This is a genomic window from Amycolatopsis sp. NPDC049252, from assembly GCF_043197175.1.
Classification (GTDB): domain Bacteria; phylum Actinomycetota; class Actinomycetes; order Mycobacteriales; family Pseudonocardiaceae; genus Amycolatopsis.
Window position 1 is genome coordinate 1 of the sequence record NZ_JBICSQ010000118.1, and the last position, 18,848, is coordinate 18,848.

The 18,848-nt window shown below is 72.7% G+C and carries 20 protein-coding genes and 1 pseudogene; 13 read left to right on the plus strand and 8 right to left on the minus strand.

Annotated features, from left to right (window positions below; all coding sequences use genetic code 11):
• Both ACGFMK_RS45595 and ACGFMK_RS45600 read left to right on the plus strand, forming a co-directional pair.
• Nucleotides 1–234, plus strand: a pseudogene (locus ACGFMK_RS45595) (anti-sigma factor); the annotation flags it as partial.
• Nucleotides 231–1,022, plus strand: a complete 792-nt coding sequence (locus tag ACGFMK_RS45600) for a SigB/SigF/SigG family RNA polymerase sigma factor (protein WP_392777175.1) — start codon at nucleotides 231–233, stop codon at nucleotides 1,020–1,022. The pseudogene ACGFMK_RS45595 and the gene ACGFMK_RS45600, both read left to right, overlap by 4 nt.
• Before the next feature lie 45 nt (nucleotides 1,023–1,067).
• Here the strand turns inward: ACGFMK_RS45600 and ACGFMK_RS45605 are convergent, their stop codons facing one another.
• The gene (locus ACGFMK_RS45605) at nucleotides 1,068–2,582 is read right to left on the minus strand and encodes a CHAD domain-containing protein (protein ID WP_392777178.1); all 1,515 of its coding nucleotides are present in this window, start codon (nucleotides 2,580–2,582) and stop codon (nucleotides 1,068–1,070) included.
• Between the two features lie 124 nt (nucleotides 2,583–2,706).
• Here ACGFMK_RS45605 and ACGFMK_RS45610 point away from each other — a divergent pair, with 124 nt between their 5' ends.
• Nucleotides 2,707–3,243: a hemerythrin domain-containing protein gene (locus ACGFMK_RS45610; RefSeq protein ID WP_392777180.1), complete on the plus strand. Its 537-nt coding sequence runs from the start codon at nucleotides 2,707–2,709 to the stop codon at nucleotides 3,241–3,243.
• A gap of 90 nt (nucleotides 3,244–3,333) precedes the next feature.
• Entirely contained in the window at nucleotides 3,334–4,137 is an 804-nt protein-coding gene (locus ACGFMK_RS45615) for an ANTAR domain-containing protein (protein ID WP_392777183.1), read from the plus strand.
• A gap of 53 nt (nucleotides 4,138–4,190) precedes the next feature.
• On the opposite strand, the gene ACGFMK_RS45620 is transcribed toward ACGFMK_RS45615, so the two are convergent.
• From ACGFMK_RS45620 to ACGFMK_RS45630, 3 genes are all read right to left on the minus strand, one after another.
• On the minus strand, nucleotides 4,191–4,655 hold the full coding sequence (locus tag ACGFMK_RS45620) for a hypothetical protein (protein ID WP_392777186.1): 465 nt from the start codon (nucleotides 4,653–4,655) through the stop codon (nucleotides 4,191–4,193).
• 70 nt (nucleotides 4,656–4,725) lie between these two features.
• A complete protein-coding gene (locus tag ACGFMK_RS45625) occupies nucleotides 4,726–5,565 on the minus strand; it encodes an aldo/keto reductase (protein ID WP_392777189.1) in 840 nt (279 codons plus the stop codon).
• A gap of 87 nt (nucleotides 5,566–5,652) precedes the next feature.
• On the minus strand, nucleotides 5,653–6,114 hold the full coding sequence (locus ACGFMK_RS45630; protein WP_392777192.1) for an SRPBCC family protein: 462 nt from the start codon (nucleotides 6,112–6,114) through the stop codon (nucleotides 5,653–5,655).
• Nucleotides 6,115–6,227: 113 nt separating this feature from the next.
• Between ACGFMK_RS45630 and ACGFMK_RS45635 the strand changes: the two genes are divergently transcribed.
• Genes ACGFMK_RS45635 through ACGFMK_RS45645 form a run of 3 tightly spaced genes read left to right on the plus strand, consistent with a single transcriptional unit; the run spans nucleotide 6,228 to nucleotide 7,203 of the window.
• A complete protein-coding gene (locus ACGFMK_RS45635; protein ID WP_392777195.1) occupies nucleotides 6,228–6,641 on the plus strand; it encodes a phage holin family protein in 414 nt (137 codons plus the stop codon).
• Nucleotides 6,638–6,943, plus strand: a complete 306-nt coding sequence (locus ACGFMK_RS45640; protein ID WP_392777197.1) for a DUF3618 domain-containing protein — start codon at nucleotides 6,638–6,640, stop codon at nucleotides 6,941–6,943. The genes ACGFMK_RS45635 and ACGFMK_RS45640 overlap by 4 nt, the downstream gene beginning before the upstream one ends.
• Complete coding sequence (locus ACGFMK_RS45645) at nucleotides 6,940–7,203, plus strand: DUF4235 domain-containing protein (protein ID WP_392777200.1); 264 nt, start codon at nucleotides 6,940–6,942, stop codon at nucleotides 7,201–7,203. Before ACGFMK_RS45640 ends, ACGFMK_RS45645 begins: the two co-directional genes overlap by 4 nt.
• 34 nt (nucleotides 7,204–7,237) lie before the next feature.
• Here the strand turns inward: ACGFMK_RS45645 and ACGFMK_RS45650 are convergent, their stop codons facing one another.
• Nucleotides 7,238–7,786: an STAS domain-containing protein gene (locus ACGFMK_RS45650; RefSeq protein WP_392777202.1), complete on the minus strand. Its 549-nt coding sequence runs from the start codon at nucleotides 7,784–7,786 to the stop codon at nucleotides 7,238–7,240.
• Between ACGFMK_RS45650 and ACGFMK_RS45655 the strand changes: the two genes are divergently transcribed.
• Nucleotides 7,785–9,071, plus strand: a complete 1,287-nt coding sequence (locus tag ACGFMK_RS45655; RefSeq protein WP_392777205.1) for an NAD(P)/FAD-dependent oxidoreductase — start codon at nucleotides 7,785–7,787, stop codon at nucleotides 9,069–9,071. The two genes, ACGFMK_RS45650 and ACGFMK_RS45655, sit on opposite strands and share 2 nt — an antisense overlap.
• Nucleotides 9,072–9,105: 34 nt before the next feature.
• On the opposite strand, the gene ACGFMK_RS45660 is transcribed toward ACGFMK_RS45655, so the two are convergent.
• Entirely contained in the window at nucleotides 9,106–9,300 is a 195-nt protein-coding gene (locus ACGFMK_RS45660) for a DUF2630 family protein (protein ID WP_392777208.1), read from the minus strand.
• 69 nt (nucleotides 9,301–9,369) lie between these two features.
• On the opposite strand from ACGFMK_RS45660, the gene ACGFMK_RS45665 reads away from it, so the two are divergent.
• Together ACGFMK_RS45665 and ACGFMK_RS45670 are read left to right on the plus strand one after the other, a co-directional pair.
• Nucleotides 9,370–10,404 (plus strand): serine hydrolase domain-containing protein, encoded by a 1,035-nt coding sequence (locus tag ACGFMK_RS45665; RefSeq protein ID WP_392777211.1) that lies wholly within the window; start codon nucleotides 9,370–9,372, stop codon nucleotides 10,402–10,404.
• Between the two features lie 46 nt (nucleotides 10,405–10,450).
• Nucleotides 10,451–11,941, plus strand: a complete 1,491-nt coding sequence (locus tag ACGFMK_RS45670; RefSeq protein ID WP_392777214.1) for an amidohydrolase family protein — start codon at nucleotides 10,451–10,453, stop codon at nucleotides 11,939–11,941.
• A gap of 50 nt (nucleotides 11,942–11,991) precedes the next feature.
• Here the strand turns inward: ACGFMK_RS45670 and ACGFMK_RS45675 are convergent, their stop codons facing one another.
• Nucleotides 11,992–12,879, minus strand: a complete 888-nt coding sequence (locus ACGFMK_RS45675) for a LysR family transcriptional regulator (RefSeq protein WP_392777217.1) — start codon at nucleotides 12,877–12,879, stop codon at nucleotides 11,992–11,994.
• Nucleotides 12,880–12,960: 81 nt separating this feature from the next.
• Here ACGFMK_RS45675 and ACGFMK_RS45680 point away from each other — a divergent pair, with 81 nt between their 5' ends.
• Nucleotides 12,961–14,289 (plus strand): diaminopimelate decarboxylase, encoded by a 1,329-nt coding sequence (locus ACGFMK_RS45680; protein WP_392777220.1) that lies wholly within the window; start codon nucleotides 12,961–12,963, stop codon nucleotides 14,287–14,289.
• A 103-nt stretch (nucleotides 14,290–14,392) separates the two neighbouring features.
• Nucleotides 14,393–15,826, plus strand: coding sequence for an ArnT family glycosyltransferase (locus ACGFMK_RS45685; RefSeq protein ID WP_392777223.1), 1,434 nt, complete (start codon nucleotides 14,393–14,395; stop codon nucleotides 15,824–15,826).
• Between the two features lie 100 nt (nucleotides 15,827–15,926).
• On the opposite strand, the gene ACGFMK_RS45690 is transcribed toward ACGFMK_RS45685, so the two are convergent.
• Nucleotides 15,927–18,266, minus strand: coding sequence for an alpha-L-fucosidase (locus ACGFMK_RS45690; protein WP_392777226.1), 2,340 nt, complete (start codon nucleotides 18,264–18,266; stop codon nucleotides 15,927–15,929).
• Between the two features lie 217 nt (nucleotides 18,267–18,483).
• Here ACGFMK_RS45690 and ACGFMK_RS45695 point away from each other — a divergent pair, with 217 nt between their 5' ends.
• Nucleotides 18,484–18,747 (plus strand): hypothetical protein, encoded by a 264-nt coding sequence (locus ACGFMK_RS45695; RefSeq protein WP_392777228.1) that lies wholly within the window; start codon nucleotides 18,484–18,486, stop codon nucleotides 18,745–18,747.
• Nucleotides 18,748–18,848 lie beyond the last annotated feature (101 nt).

Here is an 18,848-nt window from a genome sequence, read left to right on the forward strand (position 1 = left end):
CTAGCGGAGCTCGGCACCCAGCTGCACTGCCGCTTCCGGCAGACCGCCGACGCGCTGCACGTCGTGGTCTCGGCGCGCTCGACCGACCCCCGGCCGCCCAGCGACCGGACGTTCGGCTGGCACGTCCTGACCACCCTGAGCCGCTCGGTGACCGCACACTGTGACGTCCTCCCGGGCGGGGGCGCGGGCATCATCACGATCGAGCTGGAGCTCAATCCGGGAACGAGCGCGTGAGCGCCGAGCGCAGAACGGTGCTGCACCGCCCCGACGAATACGCCCACTGCGAACCGCTGTTCGAGGAGCTGGGCGAACTCCCCGCCGACGACCCGCGGCGGGACGTCGTCCGCGGCAAGCTGGTGACCGAGCTGCTACCGCTGGCCGAGCACATCGCGACCCGGTTCTCCGGCCGCGGCGAGCCGCGGGAGGACCTGGTCCAGGTGGCGCGGATCGGCCTGATCAACGCCGTCGACCGCTTCGACCCGGCCCGCGGCCACGACTTCCTGTCGTTCGCGGTGCCGACGATCATGGGTGAGGTCCGGCGGCACTTCCGCGACACCGGCTGGTCCGTCCGCGTGCCACGCCGGCTGAAGGAACTGCACCTGTCCCTCAGCCAGGGTTCCGCGGCGCTCTCGCAGCGCCTGGGCCGCGCGCCCACGCCCACGGAGCTCGCCGAGCACCTGGAGCTCGACGTCGACGAGGTCCGGGAAGGCCTGCTCGCCGGGAACGCCTACCAGGCCCTTTCGGTCGACAAGCCGGTGCACGACGACGCCGAGGCGCTGTCGCTGGCCGACACCATGGGCGAGCCGGACCACGAGATGGCCATGGTGGAGAACCACGAGGCCCTGCAGCCGCTGCTGCAGGAGCTGCCGCCCCGCGAGCGCGCGATCCTCGTGATGCGGTTCTTCGGCGGCTTGACGCAGACCCAGATCGCCGACCGCGTCGGCATCTCGCAGATGCACGTCTCCCGCCTGCTGTCGCAGACGCTGGAGCAGCTGCGCGGCAAGCTCACCGGCGACGTCTGACGCCCGCCCGGGCGGCGGCTCCCGCGAGCCGCCGCCGGCCTCCGGCTAGAGCCAGCCGGGGCGGTCACCCTTGCGGAGGCGCCGCCACTCCCCCGCGAACTCCTGACGCAGCTCCGCCGCCTTCGCGGCGTCCTGGCCGTGCAGCAGCCCGAACGTGAAGGTGTTCTGCCCTTCGCCGTGCCCGTCGACGGCGAGGTGGTGCAGGACCTCCCGGCCGACCACGGTGTCCTGGTGCGCGCCCAGCGTCTGCTGCACGGCCTTCACGTTCTTGCGCCACGCGCGCAGCTTCTTCCCGTACACCGGCCTCACAGCGTCGGCGGCGTAGCGCGCTCGCTTCGCCTTCTTGCGGACGTCGTGCAGGGCCGTCTCGAGTTCGACGCCCTCGAGTCCCCGGGTCGCGGCCTCGGCGCGGCGCAGCTTCTTCGCGGCCTCGCGGACGGGCTTGCGCAGCGCGGCCTTCGCCGGCTTGCGTCCCTCCGCGGTCAGGGCCGGGTCCTCCAGCACGGCGTCGAGCGCCCGCAGCAGGTTCCGGTACCGCTTGCCCTCCAGCGCTTCCACCGCCCGGGCCCGGCCCTGCTGCTCCTCGCGTGCGAAGTACCGCGTCAGGTACTGGCGCAGGGGGCCGAACACCAGCTCGGACGGCACGCCGTCCAGCCGCGCGCGCAGCCGCTCCTCGGTGACCTCGGAGTCGCGGGCCGGCGCCAGCTCGTGGCCGAGCCACCGCAGCTCGGCGGCGACCGGCGCCGTCGCCGATTCGTCCACAATGGACCCGAACGTGCGCAGGGCGCTGCGCAGTTTCCGGCTCGCCACGCGCATCTGGTGCACCGAGTCGGCGACGTCCAGCCGGACGCCGACGTCCGCGCGGCGCAGCTGGTCGTAGTGCTCGCGCAGCGACACCAGGACGACATCGCCGGCCGTGGGCTTCTTGCGGGCCCGGCGCGGCGCGGGCACGCGGTCGCCGATCAGGCGCCGCAGCTTCGACGGCCACGGCGACGCGGACAGCCCGGCCTCGGCCAGCGCCCGGTCGAACTCCTCCAGCAGGCCGGGTTCGGCGCCGGGGTCGAGCTCCAGCTCCAGCTCACGCCACTCGTCGAGCCGCGCGCTCTCCCCGCCGGCCTCGCCGGTGACGTGGTCGTCGGTGAGGGTCGCGACGGTCCGGCCCTCGCCGTCGGCGAGGCGGTGGGCGAAGCGGTCGGTGCGCAGGTGCGCGATCGGCACCAGCTTCTCCCCCAGCGTGTAGGCCCGCACCAGGCGCTTGAGACGGCCGGGGACCTTCCGGGCGTCACCGCCGAGCGGCAGCTGGATCTCCTGGCGTTCGTCCGCCGAGACCGGCAGCTTGACGTGCCAGCCCGCGTCGTGGCCGCCGACCCGGCGGCGCAGCGTGATGCCGGCCCTGGCCAGCCGGAAGGTCCGGGTGTCGTAGTACGACGCGTCGAGCATCTGCTCGACGGGTTCGTCCTGGCTCGCGACACCGGCCACGCCGAGCAGCCTCGGCACCCCGGTCCCCGGGACGATCTCGTACTTGCGTTCGCGCTCGGTCACCGATGACGGCACGACCATGGACGTCCTCCCTGTTGACGGGTTGCTTCCCCGCCGGTTACCCGGCGGGGACGGCGCCACACGGGATTCGGCGCCCCGGCAGCGGGTAACCGCAGGAGAAACCGGATCCGGACCAGGAGCGTGCATGAACGGCAGCCGACCCGCAACCGACCTCACCACCGTGCTCGACGGCGATCACCGGGAGCTGGACCGGCTGTGCACCGAGCTGGAGCTCGGCCAGGGCAGCCCGGAGAACCGCAAGGACCTCGCCGACCACCTCATCTCCGCACTGGTCCGGCACGCCGTCGCCGAAGAGCCCTACCTCGACGGCGGTGGCGACCTCGCCCAGGCGGACGGGCTGATGCGCCAGCTGGAGGGGGCCGGCCCGCAGGAGCCGCGGTTCGAGCGGCTGCTGGGCGGGCTGATCCGCGCCGTCCGGCGGCACGTGCGCGACGAAGGCCCCGCCGCGGTGGGCCGGATCCGGCGTGACACGTCCCCCGACCGCCGCGACGAGCTGGGCCAGGAGGTCCTCGACGCCCGCGCGGCCGCGGCCCGGCTGCCGCACCCGGGCCTGGCCGACCGGATGCCCCAGGCCGACCAGCTGCGCCCCGGTCCCGGGTTCGTCGACCGGGTGCGAGCGGCGTTCGTCCCGTCGACCGGGGGAACCGGTACCCCCGGTTGACGGTGTCACGCGGCGTTCGTCACGTTCGGGTGCACACTGGCATCGGGTTGAATGACAGTGTCCGTCCCGAACACGAAGGCAGCGAGAACCATGAGCGTCAGCGAACACGAATGGGCCGGGGAGCGCTCCCGGTTCAGCCTGGACGGCACGCCGCCCGTGGCCGGCCCGCTGGTGCGGCAGTTCGCCGACCTGACCCGGACCCTCCTCGACGCGACGCCGACCGTCGGCGGGGTGCTCAAGCTGGTGGTCGGCGCGGCGGTCGAGATCATCCCCGACGCCGACCTCGTGAGCATCACCCTGCGCGATCCGGACGGCCGGTTCCACACCCCGGTCGAGACCGACCCGGTGGCCCTGACGCTCGACGAGCTGCAGTACGCGCACGGTGAGGGCCCGTGCGTGGAGTCCGCCCGCCCGGACGGGCCGGCGATCGGCTGGTCGCAGGACGTCGGCCGGGACCCGCGGTGGCCGTCGTTCGGCCCGGGCACCGCGGCCCACGGCTACCACTCGGTGCTGGCGACCACGCTGCTCCCGGACGCCCGGCCGCCCCGGCTGTCCGGCGCGCTGAACATCTACTCGCGCCGGCCCGGCGCGTTCGACGCCGCCGCCATCGACGCCGCGCTGCTGCTCGCGACCCACGCGTCGCTGGCGCTGGCGCACACCGATTCCGTCGCTTCGGCCGAGCTCGAAGCCACCCACCTGCGCAAGGCCGTCGAAAGCCGCGACGTGATCGGGCAGGCGAAGGGCATCCTGATGCAGCGCCGCGGCATCACGGCCGACGAGGCCTTCGACGTCCTGCGCAAGGCCTCGCAGGAGCTGAACGTCAAGCTCGCCGACCTGGCCAGAACCCTGGCCGACCGGCACACCGAGCTGGACCTCCCGGTCGCCGAGCACTGACACGCCGAAGGCGGCGCTTTCACGTGGAAGCGCCGCCTTCGGTGCGTGCGGGGTTACGGCGCCGTGTAGGGCGGCCGCTGGTCCAGCGTCGGGCTGACGTCCGGGTACCGGCCTTCCTGGCCCGGCACCGGCGTGACCGTCGTACCCTGCGGCTCGGGCTCGATCCGCTGCCGGCCACCGCGCTGGACGACCGCCTCGACCTCCTGCTCGCCGCGGATGCGGGCCAGCGCGCCGAGCGTGATCGCGTGGGCCAGCGCCAAGATCAGCAGCAGCACCCCGACGCGGGCGATGATGCTCGGCAGGTCGCCGCCGATGTCGATGGTCGACACCAGCGCCAGCACCCCCAGCGTCGCCAGGTGGAACAGCACCGTGACCAGGCGGGCCATCGAGGCTCCGGCCGCCGGGTCGCCGTAGGAGTTTTCGAGGTAACGGCGGCCGCTGCGGTAGATGATCTGGCCGTCGGCCACGACCAGCAGCGCGCCGATCAAGAGAAACGCGAGGTAGGCGTTCGTGCTCATGCCGGACGCTCCTTCCTGGGGGACCTTCCCGGAAGAGGTACCCGGGTGCTTGCGCAGGGAAACGCGCCGGTCACCCGGTGAAGGTGTCCGGGTCGGGTCCGGTGCGGCGGCCTTCGTCGAGGCCACCGATCGCGGCCATGTCCTCGTCGTCCAGCTCGAAGCCGAAGACGTCGATGTTCCGGCGGATCCGCTCCGGCGTCGACGACTTGGGGAACACGATGTTCCCGAGCTGGATGTGCCAGCGCAGGACCACCTGCGCGGCGGTCCGGCCGTGCTTGCCGGCGAGCCCGGTCAGCACCGGGTTCTCGAGCACCTCGGCCTGGGCGAGCGGGCTCCACGCCTCGGTCGCGATGCCGTGCGCGCGGTGGTACTCGCGCAGTTCCGCCTGCTGCAGCGCCGGGTGCAGCTCGATCTGGTTGACGGCGGGCACCGTGGCGGTCTCCTCGGCGAGCCGGTCGAGGTGCTCGGGCTGGAAGTTCGAGACGCCGATCGCGCGGGCCTTCCCGGCCCGCAGGAGGTCCTCGAACGCCTGCCACGTCTTGACGTACTTGCCCTTGGCCGGCAACGGCCAGTGGATCAGGTAGAGGTCGACGTAGTCGAGGCCCAGCCGCCGCAGGCTGCCCTCCAGCGCGGTGATCGCGTTGTCGTACCCCTGGGCGTCGTTGGCGAGCTTCGTGGTGACGAACACGTCTTCGCGGGCCAGGCCGGACTCCGCGATGCCCGCGCCGACGCCCTCTTCGTTCCGGTACATCTGCGCGGTGTCGAGGTGGCGGTAGCCCGCGTCCAGCGCCGTCCGCACGATGCCGGCGGTCTTCTCGGGCGGGATCTGGAACACCCCGAACCCGAACTGCGGGATCCGCACGCCGTTGTTCAGTTCCACGGTGGGGACGTTGGCTGTGGTCGTGGTCATGCGAGCGGCCTACCCGGGGCGTCCGGACGCGAAACACGGCGGGGCGGTACCCGCCCCACCGTGTCACACGTCCGAGTGAACCGCCGGTCAGCTCCCCGGGCGGTCCACGTCGCCGCGCCAGGCGCCGGTCGCGGCACCGTTGCGCTCGACGAACTCCTTGAAGCGCTTCATGTCACCCTTCACCCGGCGGTCGAGCAGGCCGAGCTTGTCGGCGACGTTCTCCGCGAAGCCCTCCGGGTCGATGTCCATCTGGGCGGTCACCCGGGTGTGCACGTCGTCGAGCCGGTGGAACGTGATCACACCCGCGTGGTCCGGCCCGGAGTCGGACGTCCACGCGACGCGCTCGTCGGGGTGCTGCTCGGTGATCGTCGCGTCGAACTCGCGCGTCACGCCGCCGAACTTGGTCACCCAGTGCGTGTGGGTGGCGTCGAGCTGGCGGATCTCTTCGACACCTTCCATGAACTTCGGGAACTCCGCGAACTGCGTCCACTGGTTGTAGGCGGTGGACACGGGGACCTCGACGTCCACGGTTTCGGTGATCGTGCTCATGCACTCTCCTCCTCGTTGGTGGCGAACACTTCGGCTACCCGGCGCGGATCCGGTCAAACGCGCCGTGATTACCCACACGGGAACCCGGGTAGCCCGCAGTCAGGAGGTGTTCCGTGATCGAAGAGGCAAACAGCAAGCCCGCGGCCGAACGCTCGGTCGGCGAGCTGGTTTCGGACCTGTCGGACGAGGTCAAGCGCCTGGTCCGGGACGAAATCCGGCTCGCGGTCTTCGAACTGCAGCACAAGGGCAAGAAAATGGGGCTCGGCGCCGGGCTGTTCGGTGCGGCCGGGCTGTTCGCGCTGTTCGGCGTGGGTACGCTCGTCGCGGCCGCGGTACTGGCGCTGGCCCTCGTGGTCCCCGGCTGGCTGGCGGCGGTGATCGTCGCGGTGGTCCTGTTCCTGATCGCCGGGATCGCCGCGCTGACCGGCAAGAAGGAGGTCACGCAGGCGGTGCCGCCGGTGCCGGAGGAGGCCATCACTGGCGTCCGCGAGGACGTGGAGACCGTGAAACAGGGAGTGCATTCATGAGCGGGGACTTCCCGAAGAACGCCGAAGAGGCGCGGCTCGACCGGGACACCACCCGCGAAGAGCTCACCGAGACCCTGAACGCACTCGGGCAGAAGCTCGACGTGAAGACCCGGGTGAACGAGAACGTCGACGAGAAGCTCGACCAGGCCACAGCGAAGGTCGCCGACCTCACGAACCCGACGACGGCGGTGAAGTTCCGCCAGGGTGCCGACACGGTTCGCGCCAACCCGGTGCCGGTCTTCGCCGGCGTGCTGGGCCTCGTGATCGTGATCCGGCTGGTCATGCGACGGAGGAACTCGTGAACAAGGTCGTCTACAAGCCCCTGAGCTGGGGTGTCGGCGCGCTCGGCGGCATCCTCGCCGGCCAGGTCTTCAAGCAGGTCTGGAAGCGCGCGGCGGGCGAAGAAGACGCCCCGGACGCGATCGACCGCGACTACACCTGGACCCAGGTGATCATCGCGGCCGCCGTCCAGGGCGCGATCTTCGGCGCCGTCAAGGCCGCCACCGAACGGGCCGGCGCGGTGGGTTACCGCAAGGCCACCGGCGAATGGCCGGACGACTGACCACAGTGGACTCGGCCGGCCGGTCCGGGCGCGCTCACGCGTCCGGGCCGGTTCGCGGGGTCACAGCCGCCGCCAGCGCGACCAGGGCGTCACCCGTGCGGGGGTAGCACTCCAGCAGCAGGTCGGCGCCGGTCGCCTCCAGCGACCGGGTGACGGCGTGGCCGCCGGCCACGACGGCCAGTTCGGCCCGGTCGTTCGCTTCGAGCAGGGACCGGACGCCGGCGCAGCTGAGGAACCCGACCCGCGAGAGGTCGGCCAGCAGCCGGTCACCGGTGGCGAGGGCTTCGTCGAGGGCCTCGACGGTGGCGGCGTCGATGTCTCCCACCAGGGTGAGAACACGGACTCCACCAGGGCGTTCGGTGGTCGTGACGGTCAAGCCACAGGGTTCGTCGATCGTGCGGAACAAGTGGTACATGGCGCTCCCATCGCAGCATGCAGGGGCGCTGACCGGAGCACGTGTCTGAACAACAGCCAACCCCTTGACCGTACGCCCCTGTGCCGACAGGTCAACCCCGCGGGTTTCCCCACGCAGACCTGGGAATCCGCGGCAAACCCGAGATCCGTGCCCTGGAAGGAGATCCATGCGTGTCGTGATCGTAGGCGGCGGTTTCGCCGGGTACCACGCGGCGAAGAGCCTGCGGAAGGAAGCCGAGGACGTCGAGGTCGTCGTGGTAAACCCGACGGACTACTTCCTCTACCTGCCGCTGCTGCCGGAGGTGGCGGCCGGGATCCTCGACCCGCGCCGGGTGACCGTGTCGATCCCGGAAACCCTCCCGGGCGTCCGGTTGCTGCTCGGCACGGCGACGGCGGTCGATTTCGACGCCCGCGAAGTCGCCTACACCGATCCCGAGGACGAAGAGCACCGGATCGGGTACGACCGGCTGGTGCTGGCCGCGGGCAGTGTCAACAAGCTGCTGCCGATCCCGGGCGTGCCCGAGTACGCGCACGGCTTCCGCGGCGTGCCCGAGGCGTTGTACCTGCGCGACCACATCACCCGGCAGATCGAGCTCGCCGCGGCGTCCGACGACCCGGCCGAGCGCGACGCGCGCTGCACGTTCGTGGTCGTCGGCGCGGGTTACACCGGGACCGAGGTCGCCGCGCAGGGCCCGGCCTTCACCGACGCACTGGCCGCGCGGCACCCCGAACTCGCCGGGCAGAAGATCCGCTGGCTGCTGGCGGACGTCGCCGACCGGGTGCTGCCCGAGCTCGACGGACGGCTCGGGAAGACGGCCGACGAGGTGCTGCGCTCGCGCGGGGTCGAGGTGCTGATGAAGACGTCGGTCGACCACGCGGACGCCAAGGGCGTCACCCTGACCAGCGGGGACCTGGTGCCCGCCCGCACCCTCGTGTGGTGCGTCGGCGTACGGCCCGACCCGCTGGTCTCGGACCTCGGGCTGGAAACCGTGCAGGGGCGGCTCGTCGTCACGGCGCAGCTGAACGTGCCCGGCCGTGACGACGTGTTCGCCTGCGGTGACGCGGCGGCGGTACCCGACCTGACCCGGCCGGGGCAGTACACCGCAATGACCGCGCAGCACGCCGAACGCCAGGGGCGGCTCGCCGGGCGCAACGTCGCCGCGTCGTTCGGCGTGGGCCGCACCGGCACCTACCGCCACCACGACCTCGGCTTCGTCGTCGACCTCGGCGCCGGAGCCGCGGCGGCGAACCCGCTGCACATCCCGCTCTCCGGCCGCCTGGCGAAGGCCGTGACGCGCGGCTATCACCTGATGGCGATGCCGGGCAACCGCGTCCGCACGGTCGCCGACTGGATCCTGGAGGCCGCGACCGGCCGGCAGACCGTCCAGCTGGGGCTGGTCCGGTCGGGTTCGGTGCCGCTCGACACCGATTCCCCGGAACTGCCCCGGCGCTGAGCGAGTCCACTGTGGACCGCGCCGCCGACGCGGGTCAGTCGTCGTCGAAGGCGGAGAGGGCCTGGCGGCGGTGCAGCAGCTCGAGCGCGGCGTCGAGCTGGTGCTCGAGGTCCTTCAGCTGGACGCGCTGCTCCGGGGTGAGCCCGCCGTGGTGGAGGGCCTCGGAACGCAGCCGGTGCTCTTCGTCGATCAGGTCGGCGATGCGATCGGTGATCTCGTGGCCTGCCATGGAACACCCTTCGAAAGGCACCCTGCCGGGGACGCCCGCGAGCATACCGGGCGGGTAACGTCGCCGGGCGTGATCGACTGGACGGAGCCGGGCGACCCCGCGCTGGAGCCCGCAGCCGAGCTGGTGCGGGCCCGCGGGGCCCGGGCGAGCCTGTGCGTGCTGCGCGACGGGCGCGTGCTGCTCAACCGGAGTTTCGGCGTCCCCCCGGACGCGCTGTTCTGGATCTTCTCCGCGAGCAAGCCGTTCGTGGCGCTGCTGGTGCACCAGCTCGCGGTGCGCGGAGCGCTGTCGCTCGACGCGCCGGTCGCCGAGTACTGGCCCGGGTTCGCCCGCGGCGGCAAGGGCGCGATCACCGTCCGGCAGGTACTGCGGCACCGCTCCGGCTTCGCGACCGCCCGCGGGTTCGCCGGGGACGCGCTGGCCATGACGGACTGGGCGCGCACCGTGCGGGCGATCGAGCGGGTCACCCCGCGCTGGGCGCCCGGCGAGGTCGCCGCCTATCAGCCGATCGTGTACGGCCACCTGCTCGGCGAAGTCGTCCGCCGCGTGACCGGCGAGGGCGTCGACGTGCTGCTGCGCAAGGAGTTCCTCGGCCCGCTCGGCCTCACGGACACCCACCTCGGCCTGCCGGACGAGCTGTGGCCGCGGCACGTGCCGCTGCGCGGCCGCGACGCCGGCGCGCGGCTGACGGCGCGGATGGTGAACCGGCGCGCCGTCCGCCGCGCGGTGATCCCGGCCGCGGGCGTCTCGACGACCGCCCGCGACCTGGCGACGTTCTACCAGGCCCTGCTCGACGGCGAGGTCGTCGACGCGGCGGCCGTGCGCGAGGCCCGGCGGCCGTCGGGCGACGCCGTCGTCGACCGGACGATCCGCACCCGGATCCGCTGGGCGCAGGGCTTCCAGCTCGGCGGCGCCGGCCGTCCGATGGGGACGCTCAGCGGCCGGGAAACGTTCGGGCACAACGGGAGCAACTGCTGCGTCGCCTGGGCGGACCCGGCTCGCGGGCTGGTGTTCGCCTACCTCACCGACCGGGTCGTCTCCGGCCACAGCGCGGCCGCGCACCTCGGCGCGGTCGCGGACGCGGTGCTCACCGCCTGTACCTGAAAACGAGACTTTCCTCACTCGGGCGGGTGCTGCCATGATGACGCCCATGGGGGATGTCGATCGCCGTTCTTTTCTCGCGTGGCTGGGTACCGGAGTGCTGGGCGCGACCCTGCTGAGCGCCGGAAGGGCCGAGGCCGCCGGGACCATCACCGTGCTGACGCACGCGACGCTGGTCGACGGCACGGACGCGCCGCCGCTGCGGGACGCGACCATCGTGCTGGCGGGTGACCGGATCGCGGCGGTCGGCCGCGGGGTGCCGGCGCCCGCGCTGGCCGGGGTGCGCGTCATCGACCTCACCGGCAAGCACGTCATCCCCGGACTGTGGGACGCCCACACGCACGAGACCTCGATGGCGCGGACGTTTCCCGCCTTGCACCTGGTCAACGGCGTCACGTCGATCCGCGACATGGACGGCTCCCCCGCGACCCACGACGTGCTGCGCCGCGTCGAACGCGGCGAGCTGCCCGGGCCGCGGATGGTGATCGCCAGCCGGATCCTCGACGGTGGCGGCTCGTTCGTCGGCGCGCACCGGCTGGTCGCCACCCCCGCCGACGCGGCGGTGGCGGTCCGCGAGGAGAAGGCGGGCGGCGCCGGCCTCGTCAAGGTGTACTCGTTCATGAGCCCGGAGATCCACGGGGCGATCGCGGCGGAGTCCCGGCGCAACGGGCTGCCCTACGGCGGGCACATCCCGATCCAGCTCTCGGTGCCGGACGTGCTCGCCCGCGGGCAGCACACGGTCGAGCACCTGTACGCCTTCCACGCGTCGACGTCGACGAAGAAGGCCGAGTACTACGCCCAGCTCGCGGCGCTGCCCGCCGACACGGGTTCCTGGCCGGGCGCGCTGGCGGCGATGGACCGCGACGCCGTCACGTCCCACAGCGCGGCGCTGACGCGGGAGCTGGCCGGGCGGTTCCGGGCCCGCGGGGCCTGGCACGTGCCGACCCTGGCGGTGCTGGCCCGGACGTCGACGCCACCCGGGGACCTGCCCGCGGACCCGGTGCTGCAGGGGCTCGCCGACCGGTACCTGCCGCGCGCGGTCCGCCAGGAGTGGCTCGACCTCGCGGCGGCGTGGCCGGTCTGGTCGCCGGAGCGGGTGGCCCAAGAGGCGGCGTACCTCGAAGCCGAGCTGGAACTGGTGGGCGAGCTGGCCGCGGCGGGCGCACCGATCGTGGCGGGCACCGACAGCGGGTACCTGTACACGTTCCCGGGCTTCGCCACGCACGACGAGCTGGAGCTGCTGGTGCGCGCGGGCCTGTCCCCGAAGAGGGCGCTGCAGGCCGCGACCCGGGACGCGGCGCGCGCCGCCGGACGGCCTTCGTCGGGCACGGTCGAGGTGGGCAAGGACGCCGACCTGGTGGTCCTGGACGCCGATCCCCTGTCGGCGATCACGAACAGCCGCGGCATCCACGCGGTCGTCAGCCGTGGGACGTTCCTGGGCCCGGCGGAGCGGCAGCGGATCTTCGCGGACGTCGAGCGGGCGGCCCAGGAGGACGTGGTCACGCGGGCCGGGCGATCGAGCTGCTGCCTGCCCCACTGACCGTGGTCCCGTGAAGCCGGGGCCGATCCGCGGCACCCAGGAGGGCCTGGTCACCCGGGTCCGCCGGCCGCCGCCAGGTCCACAAAGGCCCGCACCACCGACGACACCGCACCAGCCCGCCAAGCCAACCCCAGGTCGATGCGCGGCACCGGTTCCTCCAGCCGGCGAAGCACCACCCCACGGCGGCGCAGCGCACGAGCCCGGTGCTCCGGCACCGCCGCGATGCCCGCGCCTTCGGCGACCGCGCGCATCAGCTGCTCGTCCTCCGGCTCCTCGCGGACGATCGGCGGGACCCCGGCCGGCCAGACCTGGGCGCTGATGGCGTCGTACTGCCCGGGGCCGTTCTCGCGCGGCCAGAAGACCACCGGCTCCCCCGCGATCCAGGCGCGTCGCAGGCGGCCTCGGCGGCGGGCGAGGTCGTGGGCGGACGGCAGGGCGATCAGGACTTCCTCCGACCCGACCGCCGCCACCTCGACACCCGGGTGGGTGACCGGCGGGCGCACGAAACCGAGGTCGATCTCCCCCGCCGCCAGCCGGGTCAGGTTGAGGCTCGTCCAGCCCGTCTCCAGGGCCAGCTCGACGCCCGGGAAGCGGGCCCGGTACGCCGCGACCAGGTCACCCGCCAGCGGACCGGGTGCCGAGCGCGTGTACGCGATCCGGAGCCGTCCCGAGTCGCCGCGGCCGGCCGCGGTGATCACGCCCCGCGCGCGGTCCAGCCGGTCCAGCAGCTCCCGGGCCTCCGCCGCCGCGACCCGGCCCGCGTCCGTCAGCGCGAACCGCGGTCCGGACCGGTCCAGCAGCGCGACGCCCAGTTCGGCCTCGAACGCGCGGATCTGCTGGCTCAGCGAGGGCTGCGACACGAACAGCCGGGCGGCCGCCCTGGTGAAGTGCATCTCTTCGGCGAGCACGGCGAAGTAGTGCCAGCGGCGAAGGTCCACCCCGCCATTATAGGCGTGTCCTATGCATTCATCGGGTCCACGTCTTGGACCGGCGCGGCCCCTCGCTGCTGTGCTGGGAGCATGACCACGACCAGTGCCTCCCCGGCCCGCACCGGCCGCCGGCTGCTCGCCCTCACCGCCGCGGCGGACCGGCGGCTCGTCGACCCGATGGCCGGGTTCGTCGACCTCGCCGGCCTCCGCGCGGCCGTCGAGGAGCTGATCGGGGCCTTCGCCCCGCTCGGGCACGTCCAGCACACCGTCGCCGCCAAGGCGTGCGGCCTCACCCCGCTGCTGCGGTTCCTCGGCGACCTCGGGATCGACGCCGAGGTCGCCAGCCCGGGTGAGACGGCGGTCGCCGAAGCCGCCGGGCTCCGCGGGCCGCGGCTGGTGCTCGACTCCCCCGCAAAGACCACCGGCGAACTCGCGCACGCGCTGGCCGAAGGCACCGCGATCAACGCCGACAACTTCCAGGAGCTGGCCCGGCTCGACCGGCTCGTCGGCTCGGCGCCGCCCCGCTCGGTGCTGGGGCTGCGGATCAACCCGCAGGTCGGGGCCGGCCGGATCGGTGACACGAGCACCGCGACGGCGTCGTCGAAGTTCGGCATTCCCCTGCGGGACCACGGGTATCGCGCGCTGCTGCTCGAAGCGTTCGCGCACCGGCCGTGGCTGACCCGGCTGCACGTCCACGTCGGCTCGCAGGGCTGCCCGCCCGGGCTGATGGCCGACGGGGTCGCCGCCGTGCACGCCCTCGCCGAGGAGATCAACGCCGAAGCCGGCCACCAGCAGGTCACCAGCATCGACCTCGGCGGCGGGCTGCCGGTGGACTTCACCTCCGACGAGCCGGGACCGTCCTACGCGGACTACGTCGAGACGCTGCTCGCGCGGGTCCCGGCGCTCGCCGACGGGCGCTACACCTACGTCACCGAGTTCGGCCGGTCCCTGCTGGCGAAGAACGGCTTCCTGGTCAGCGCGGTCGAGTACACGAAGGTCGCGGGCGGGCGGCACATCGCCGTGACGCACGCGGGTGCCCAGGTGGCCGCGCGCACGGTGCTGCAGCCGGAGCACTGGCCGTTGCGGCTCAGCGCCTACGACGCGGCGGGCACGCCGAAGACCGGACCCGAGGTGCCGCAGGACATCGCCGGGCCGCTGTGCTTCGCCGGCGACCTCCTCGCCAAGGAGCGGCCGCTGCCGCTGCTGGAGCCCGGCGATCTCGTCGTCGCGCACGACACCGGCGCGTACTACTTCGGCGCGCACTACGCCTACAACACGCTGCCGCGCCCGGCCGTCCACGGCTTCGACATCGGCGTGGACGGCGAAGTCCGGTTCACGCCGATCCGGCGCGCGCAGTCGCTCGAAGAGCTGGTCGCGGACGCGGGGGGCGAATACGTCGGAGCGCTGCCGATCGGGTGATCTCCGGCGTACGATCCTCGCACGCCGAGGGGAGACTGCCATGGGGGCCGGTCGCGAATCCGGGTCATTGCCACGTTTTGCCGCGTTACCGGTGGGTGTCGTCGTGGCGCTCCAGGCCGTGGTGCTGACCCTGCTGTCGAGCCGGTACGGCTTCCACCGCGACGAGCTGTACTTCCTCGCCGCCGGGAAACGGCCGGCCTGGGGGTACGTCGACCAGCCGCCGATCACGCCCTGGCTCGCGCGGGCGTCGACGGCGCTGTTCGGCGAGACCCCCATGGGGCTGCGGGTCGTCGCGACCCTGCTGGCGATGGCGACCGTCGTGGTCGTCGTGCTCATCGCCCGCGAGTTCGGCGGCGGCCGCGGCGCGCAGCTGTTCACCGCGGTGGCGACGGCGCTGTCGACGTACGTGCTGGTCGTCTCGCACATGCTCGCGACCAACACCGCGGACATGCTGCTGTGGTCCCTGATCACCTTCTTCGGCCTGCGGCTGCTGCGCACCGGCGACGGGCGGTGGTGGCTCGCGGTCGGCGCGGCGGCCGGGCTCGGCATGATGAACAAGTGGCTGGTGCTGCTCCTGCTGTCGGGGCTCGGCATCGGCGTGGCGGTCGCCGGGCCGCGCCGCGTGCTGCGGACCTGGTGGCTCGCCGCGGGCATCGGCGTCGCCGCCGTGCTGACCGCGCCGGTGGTGCTCTGGCAGGCGTCGCACGGCTGGCCGATGCTCACCGTCGCGAGCGGGATCAGCGAGGACGACGGCGTGGAGAACCGCGTCCTGTTCGTGCCGATGCAGCTGGTCTACCTCTCGCCGGTGCTGGTGCCGGTGTGGATCGCCGGGCTCGTGCGGCCGTGGCGCGACGCCGGGGTGCGCTGGGCCCGTGCCCTCGCCATCGCCTACCCGGTCGTCTGCGGGGAACTGCTGGCGCTGGGCGGGAAGCCGTACTACTCGGTGCCGTTGCTGCTGCCGCTGGTCGCACTCGGCGCCGAACCCGCGGTGCGGTGGCTGGCACGGACCGGGACGGTGGCGCGGGCGCTGACCGGCGTCGCCGCCGCGGTGTGCGTCGTGGTGTCCGTCCTCATCGGACTCCCGGCGCTCCCGGCTCCGGCGCTGGGCCCGGTTCTGGCGGTGAACAAGGAATCCGGCGAGCAGGTCGGCTGGCCGGAGTTCGCCGACACGGTCGCGGCGGCGTGGGCGCAGGTCCCGGACAAGGACACCGCCGTGATCCTCACCGTCAACTACGGCGAGGCCGGGGCGCTCGAGTACTACGGGCCCGAACGCGGGCTGCCGCAGCCGTACTCGCCGCACATGTCCTTCGCCGACTGGGGCCCGCCACCGGACCGGATGGTCGGGCCGGTGCTGCTGATCGGCCGGCTCGAGCGCGGCTCCCCCGCGTCGCGGCTGATCACCGGCTGCCGGCCGGTGGCGATGAACCACAACGCCGAAGGGCTCGACAACGACGAGGACGGTGTGCCCCTCTCGGTGTGCGCCACGCTGACCCGGCCGTGGTCGGCCGCGTGGCCGCAGCTACGGCACTTCTACTGATTTGCCCGGTTCGCTACCGAGCAGCGGCCGGCTACTCGACGGCCTGCCGTGAAGGGCACCCTCAGGGCTCCTACATCCCTGAGGGTGCCCTTCACGGCGTTCAGCTCCAGGCGATCTTGAACACCCAGGCGAAGCGGCCGGACTGCCGTGCGGCCGCCGGGACGTCGATCACCAGCGAGCCGTTTTCGACGCTCCAGTGCAGGTTCCCGCGGTACCCCAGCAGCGTGACGCGGTCACCGGTGCGGATCGGGACCGGCGCGTCGACCACCAGCCTGCTGCCCGGGGCGGCGAGCGAGTGCACGTAGAACGCCTCGTTCTGCTTGACCGTGAACCGCAGGTCGCCCAGCTGCGCCATCCGTGACCAGTACGTCGAGCCGTAGATCGCTTCGCCGTTGACCTTCAGCCACGCGCCCGCGTCCCGCAGGTGCTGCTGCATGACCGCCGGGATGGTGCCGTCGTAGTCCGGGCCGATGTCGAGGAGGAAGTTGCCGTTCTTCGACACGATGTCGACGAGCGTGCGGACGACCTCCTCGGCCGTCATGTACTTGTCGTCCGGCGTCGCGCGGTTGTAGCCGTAGGAGAACGGGTCGAGGCCGCGGCTCGCCTCCCACTTCGCCACCACCGTGTTCGGGTACGTCGTGTACTCGGGCGTGGTGAAGTCGTGGTCCGGGATGCCGCCGCGGTCGTTGTACGTGACGTCCTTGGGGCGCTGTCGGTTCTTCGCGTGGTTGAAGTACTCCGTGAGCACGTCGCGGCTGTCGTTGACCCCGCCGATGTCGAACCACAGCACGTCCGGGTCGAACTCCGAGATCAGCTCGAGCACCTGCGGCGCTTGGTAGTCCCGGACGAAGTCCTTGCCCGCGGTGTACCCGGTGTAGGGCAGCGCCGCGCCGGTGTACGGGTTGCGCGGCGCGTGCCCCATCCACGGGTTGTCGGGGTTGAACCACTCCGGCAGCGAGAAGTACAGGCCGTTGCGCAGCTGGGGGGTGTACTTGCGCGACGCCGCGAACAGCTCGGCGATGACGTTGCGCTTCGGGCCGAGCTTCACCGAGTTGCGGTCGCTGACCTTGGTGTCCCACAAGGCGAAACCGTCGTGGTGCTTGGACGTCAGGACGTAGTACTCGGCGCCCGCGTCCGCGATCAGCTTCAGCCAGGAGCGCGGGTCGAACTTCTTCGCGGTGAACATCGGGATGAAGTCGTCGTAGACGAAGTCCTCGCCGTACTTCTGTGCGTGGTAGGCGTAGGTCGCGCCGTTCGGGTCCTGCTGGTTCTGCCAGTACCACTCGGCGTACTGCTGCCCGACCGGCGCCCAGGCGGGCACGGCGTACACCCCCCAGTGGATGAAGATGCCGAACTTGCTGTCGGTGAACCAATAAGGCGCGCGGTGGGTCGACAGCGACGCGTCGGTGGGCCGGAAGTCCGGGATGCCCAGGGTGACCGGCACCTGCTGGGTGGCCAGGGTGCCGCGCCCGGCCGTGACGCGGAGCTGGCCGTTCGTGGTGGTGCCGGGCGGGACGGAGGCGTTCGGCGCGAGGCCGAGCCGTACCGTCGCCTGCTCCCCCGGCGCGAGCGCGCGGATGGTCGCCGGGACCGTCGTCCGGCCGCCGGGGACGTCGAGGGTGACCGAGACGCGGTCGCGGGCGCCGAGCCAGACCGTGCCCGCGTTGACCACGGTCGCCTCGGCGGCCTGCGGACCACCGTCGGTCAGCAGGTTGGCCGTCGAACGGCCGTCGAGCACCAGCGCCGACCGGCCGACGGCGACGGGCTGCAGGGTGAGCGCGAAGACGTGCAGGCTCGAGACGTTCGGCGCGGGTGCCGCGGTCGTCGGCAGCGTCAGCGCGACGGCGTCGCGGGCCGGGTCGACCCAGACCTGGCCGGTGGCCAGGGAAACCGGGTTGTCGTCGACGACGCCGCCGGGCGCGTAGCGGAACGGCGAGACCAGCGCGCCGGTGCCGGTGTACCAGTCCGGGCCGGACAGGGAGCCGGCGCTCGTGCTGCCGTCGGCGTAGTGCACGGTCGCCGTGCCGCCGGTGGTGCCGTAACTCGCGGCGACCAGGAAGTAGGCGACGAAGTAGCGGCCCTTAGGGAGGTCGATCTTCTGGCCCGTGGCGACGATGTTGTTCTTGGCCCCGGCGGCCGCGGACCCGAGCCGGAACGGCACACCACCGACGGTCGTGGTCTGCCCGGCCGGCAGGCCCTCGGCCGGGAAGGTGTACCCGGAGCCGTCGAAGTCGCCGCCGGTGGCCGACGCGCTGTCGATGCCGTCGTTGGAGAACCAGGTGTCGAGCGGGACCGGGACGGGCGGCGGGGGCGGGACGATCGGGGTCTCGGGTGTGTCGACGGGCACGGCGGCGCCCGCGGGCGTCAGGCCGGCCGCACTCAGCGCCACGGCGGCACCGGCGGCCATGCCGAGGGCTTGACGGCGTGGGAAGGTCGTCACTGAACCTCCAGGGATCGGATGAGTACGGGCAGACTGGCCCCCCAGTGGGCCAATCTGTGTTCATTGGAGCTGATTCATCCGATGACTGACCCTGCTCGTCCGCCTTCGCCGTGTCAAGAGGCTCGATCAAAGTGAACCGGGCTCGCGTACTGCGCGTATTCCTGGGTGACGAGCTGCAGCACTCGCACCAGACCCAGCCGGACCGAGAGGCCAGACCATGTCCACCCACCCGAGCGCGCTGAGCCGACGCGCGATCGCCATGCTCAAGGCGGTCGGCGAGGGCCGCGCGGAGCTCCGCTGCAGCTGCGAACCCGACCTCCGCGTCGACGGACTGTCGTGCTGCGACCAGAACACCGCCCACGACCTCGCCCGCGCCGGCCTGGTCCGCGCCGCGACGCCGGTCGCGCCGGGCCAGTGGTCGCCCGCCGAGCTCACCGACGCCGGGCACCGCGCGCTGGGCGGGTTGCCCGCCGCCGCCTGACACTCGACGGTCCGTGAAGGGCCCCCGGTGGGGCCAGGGGTGCCACAAAGGGGGCGGGACGGGGTTTGGGGGGGCCGCTCGGGAGAGCACAACGCAGAACA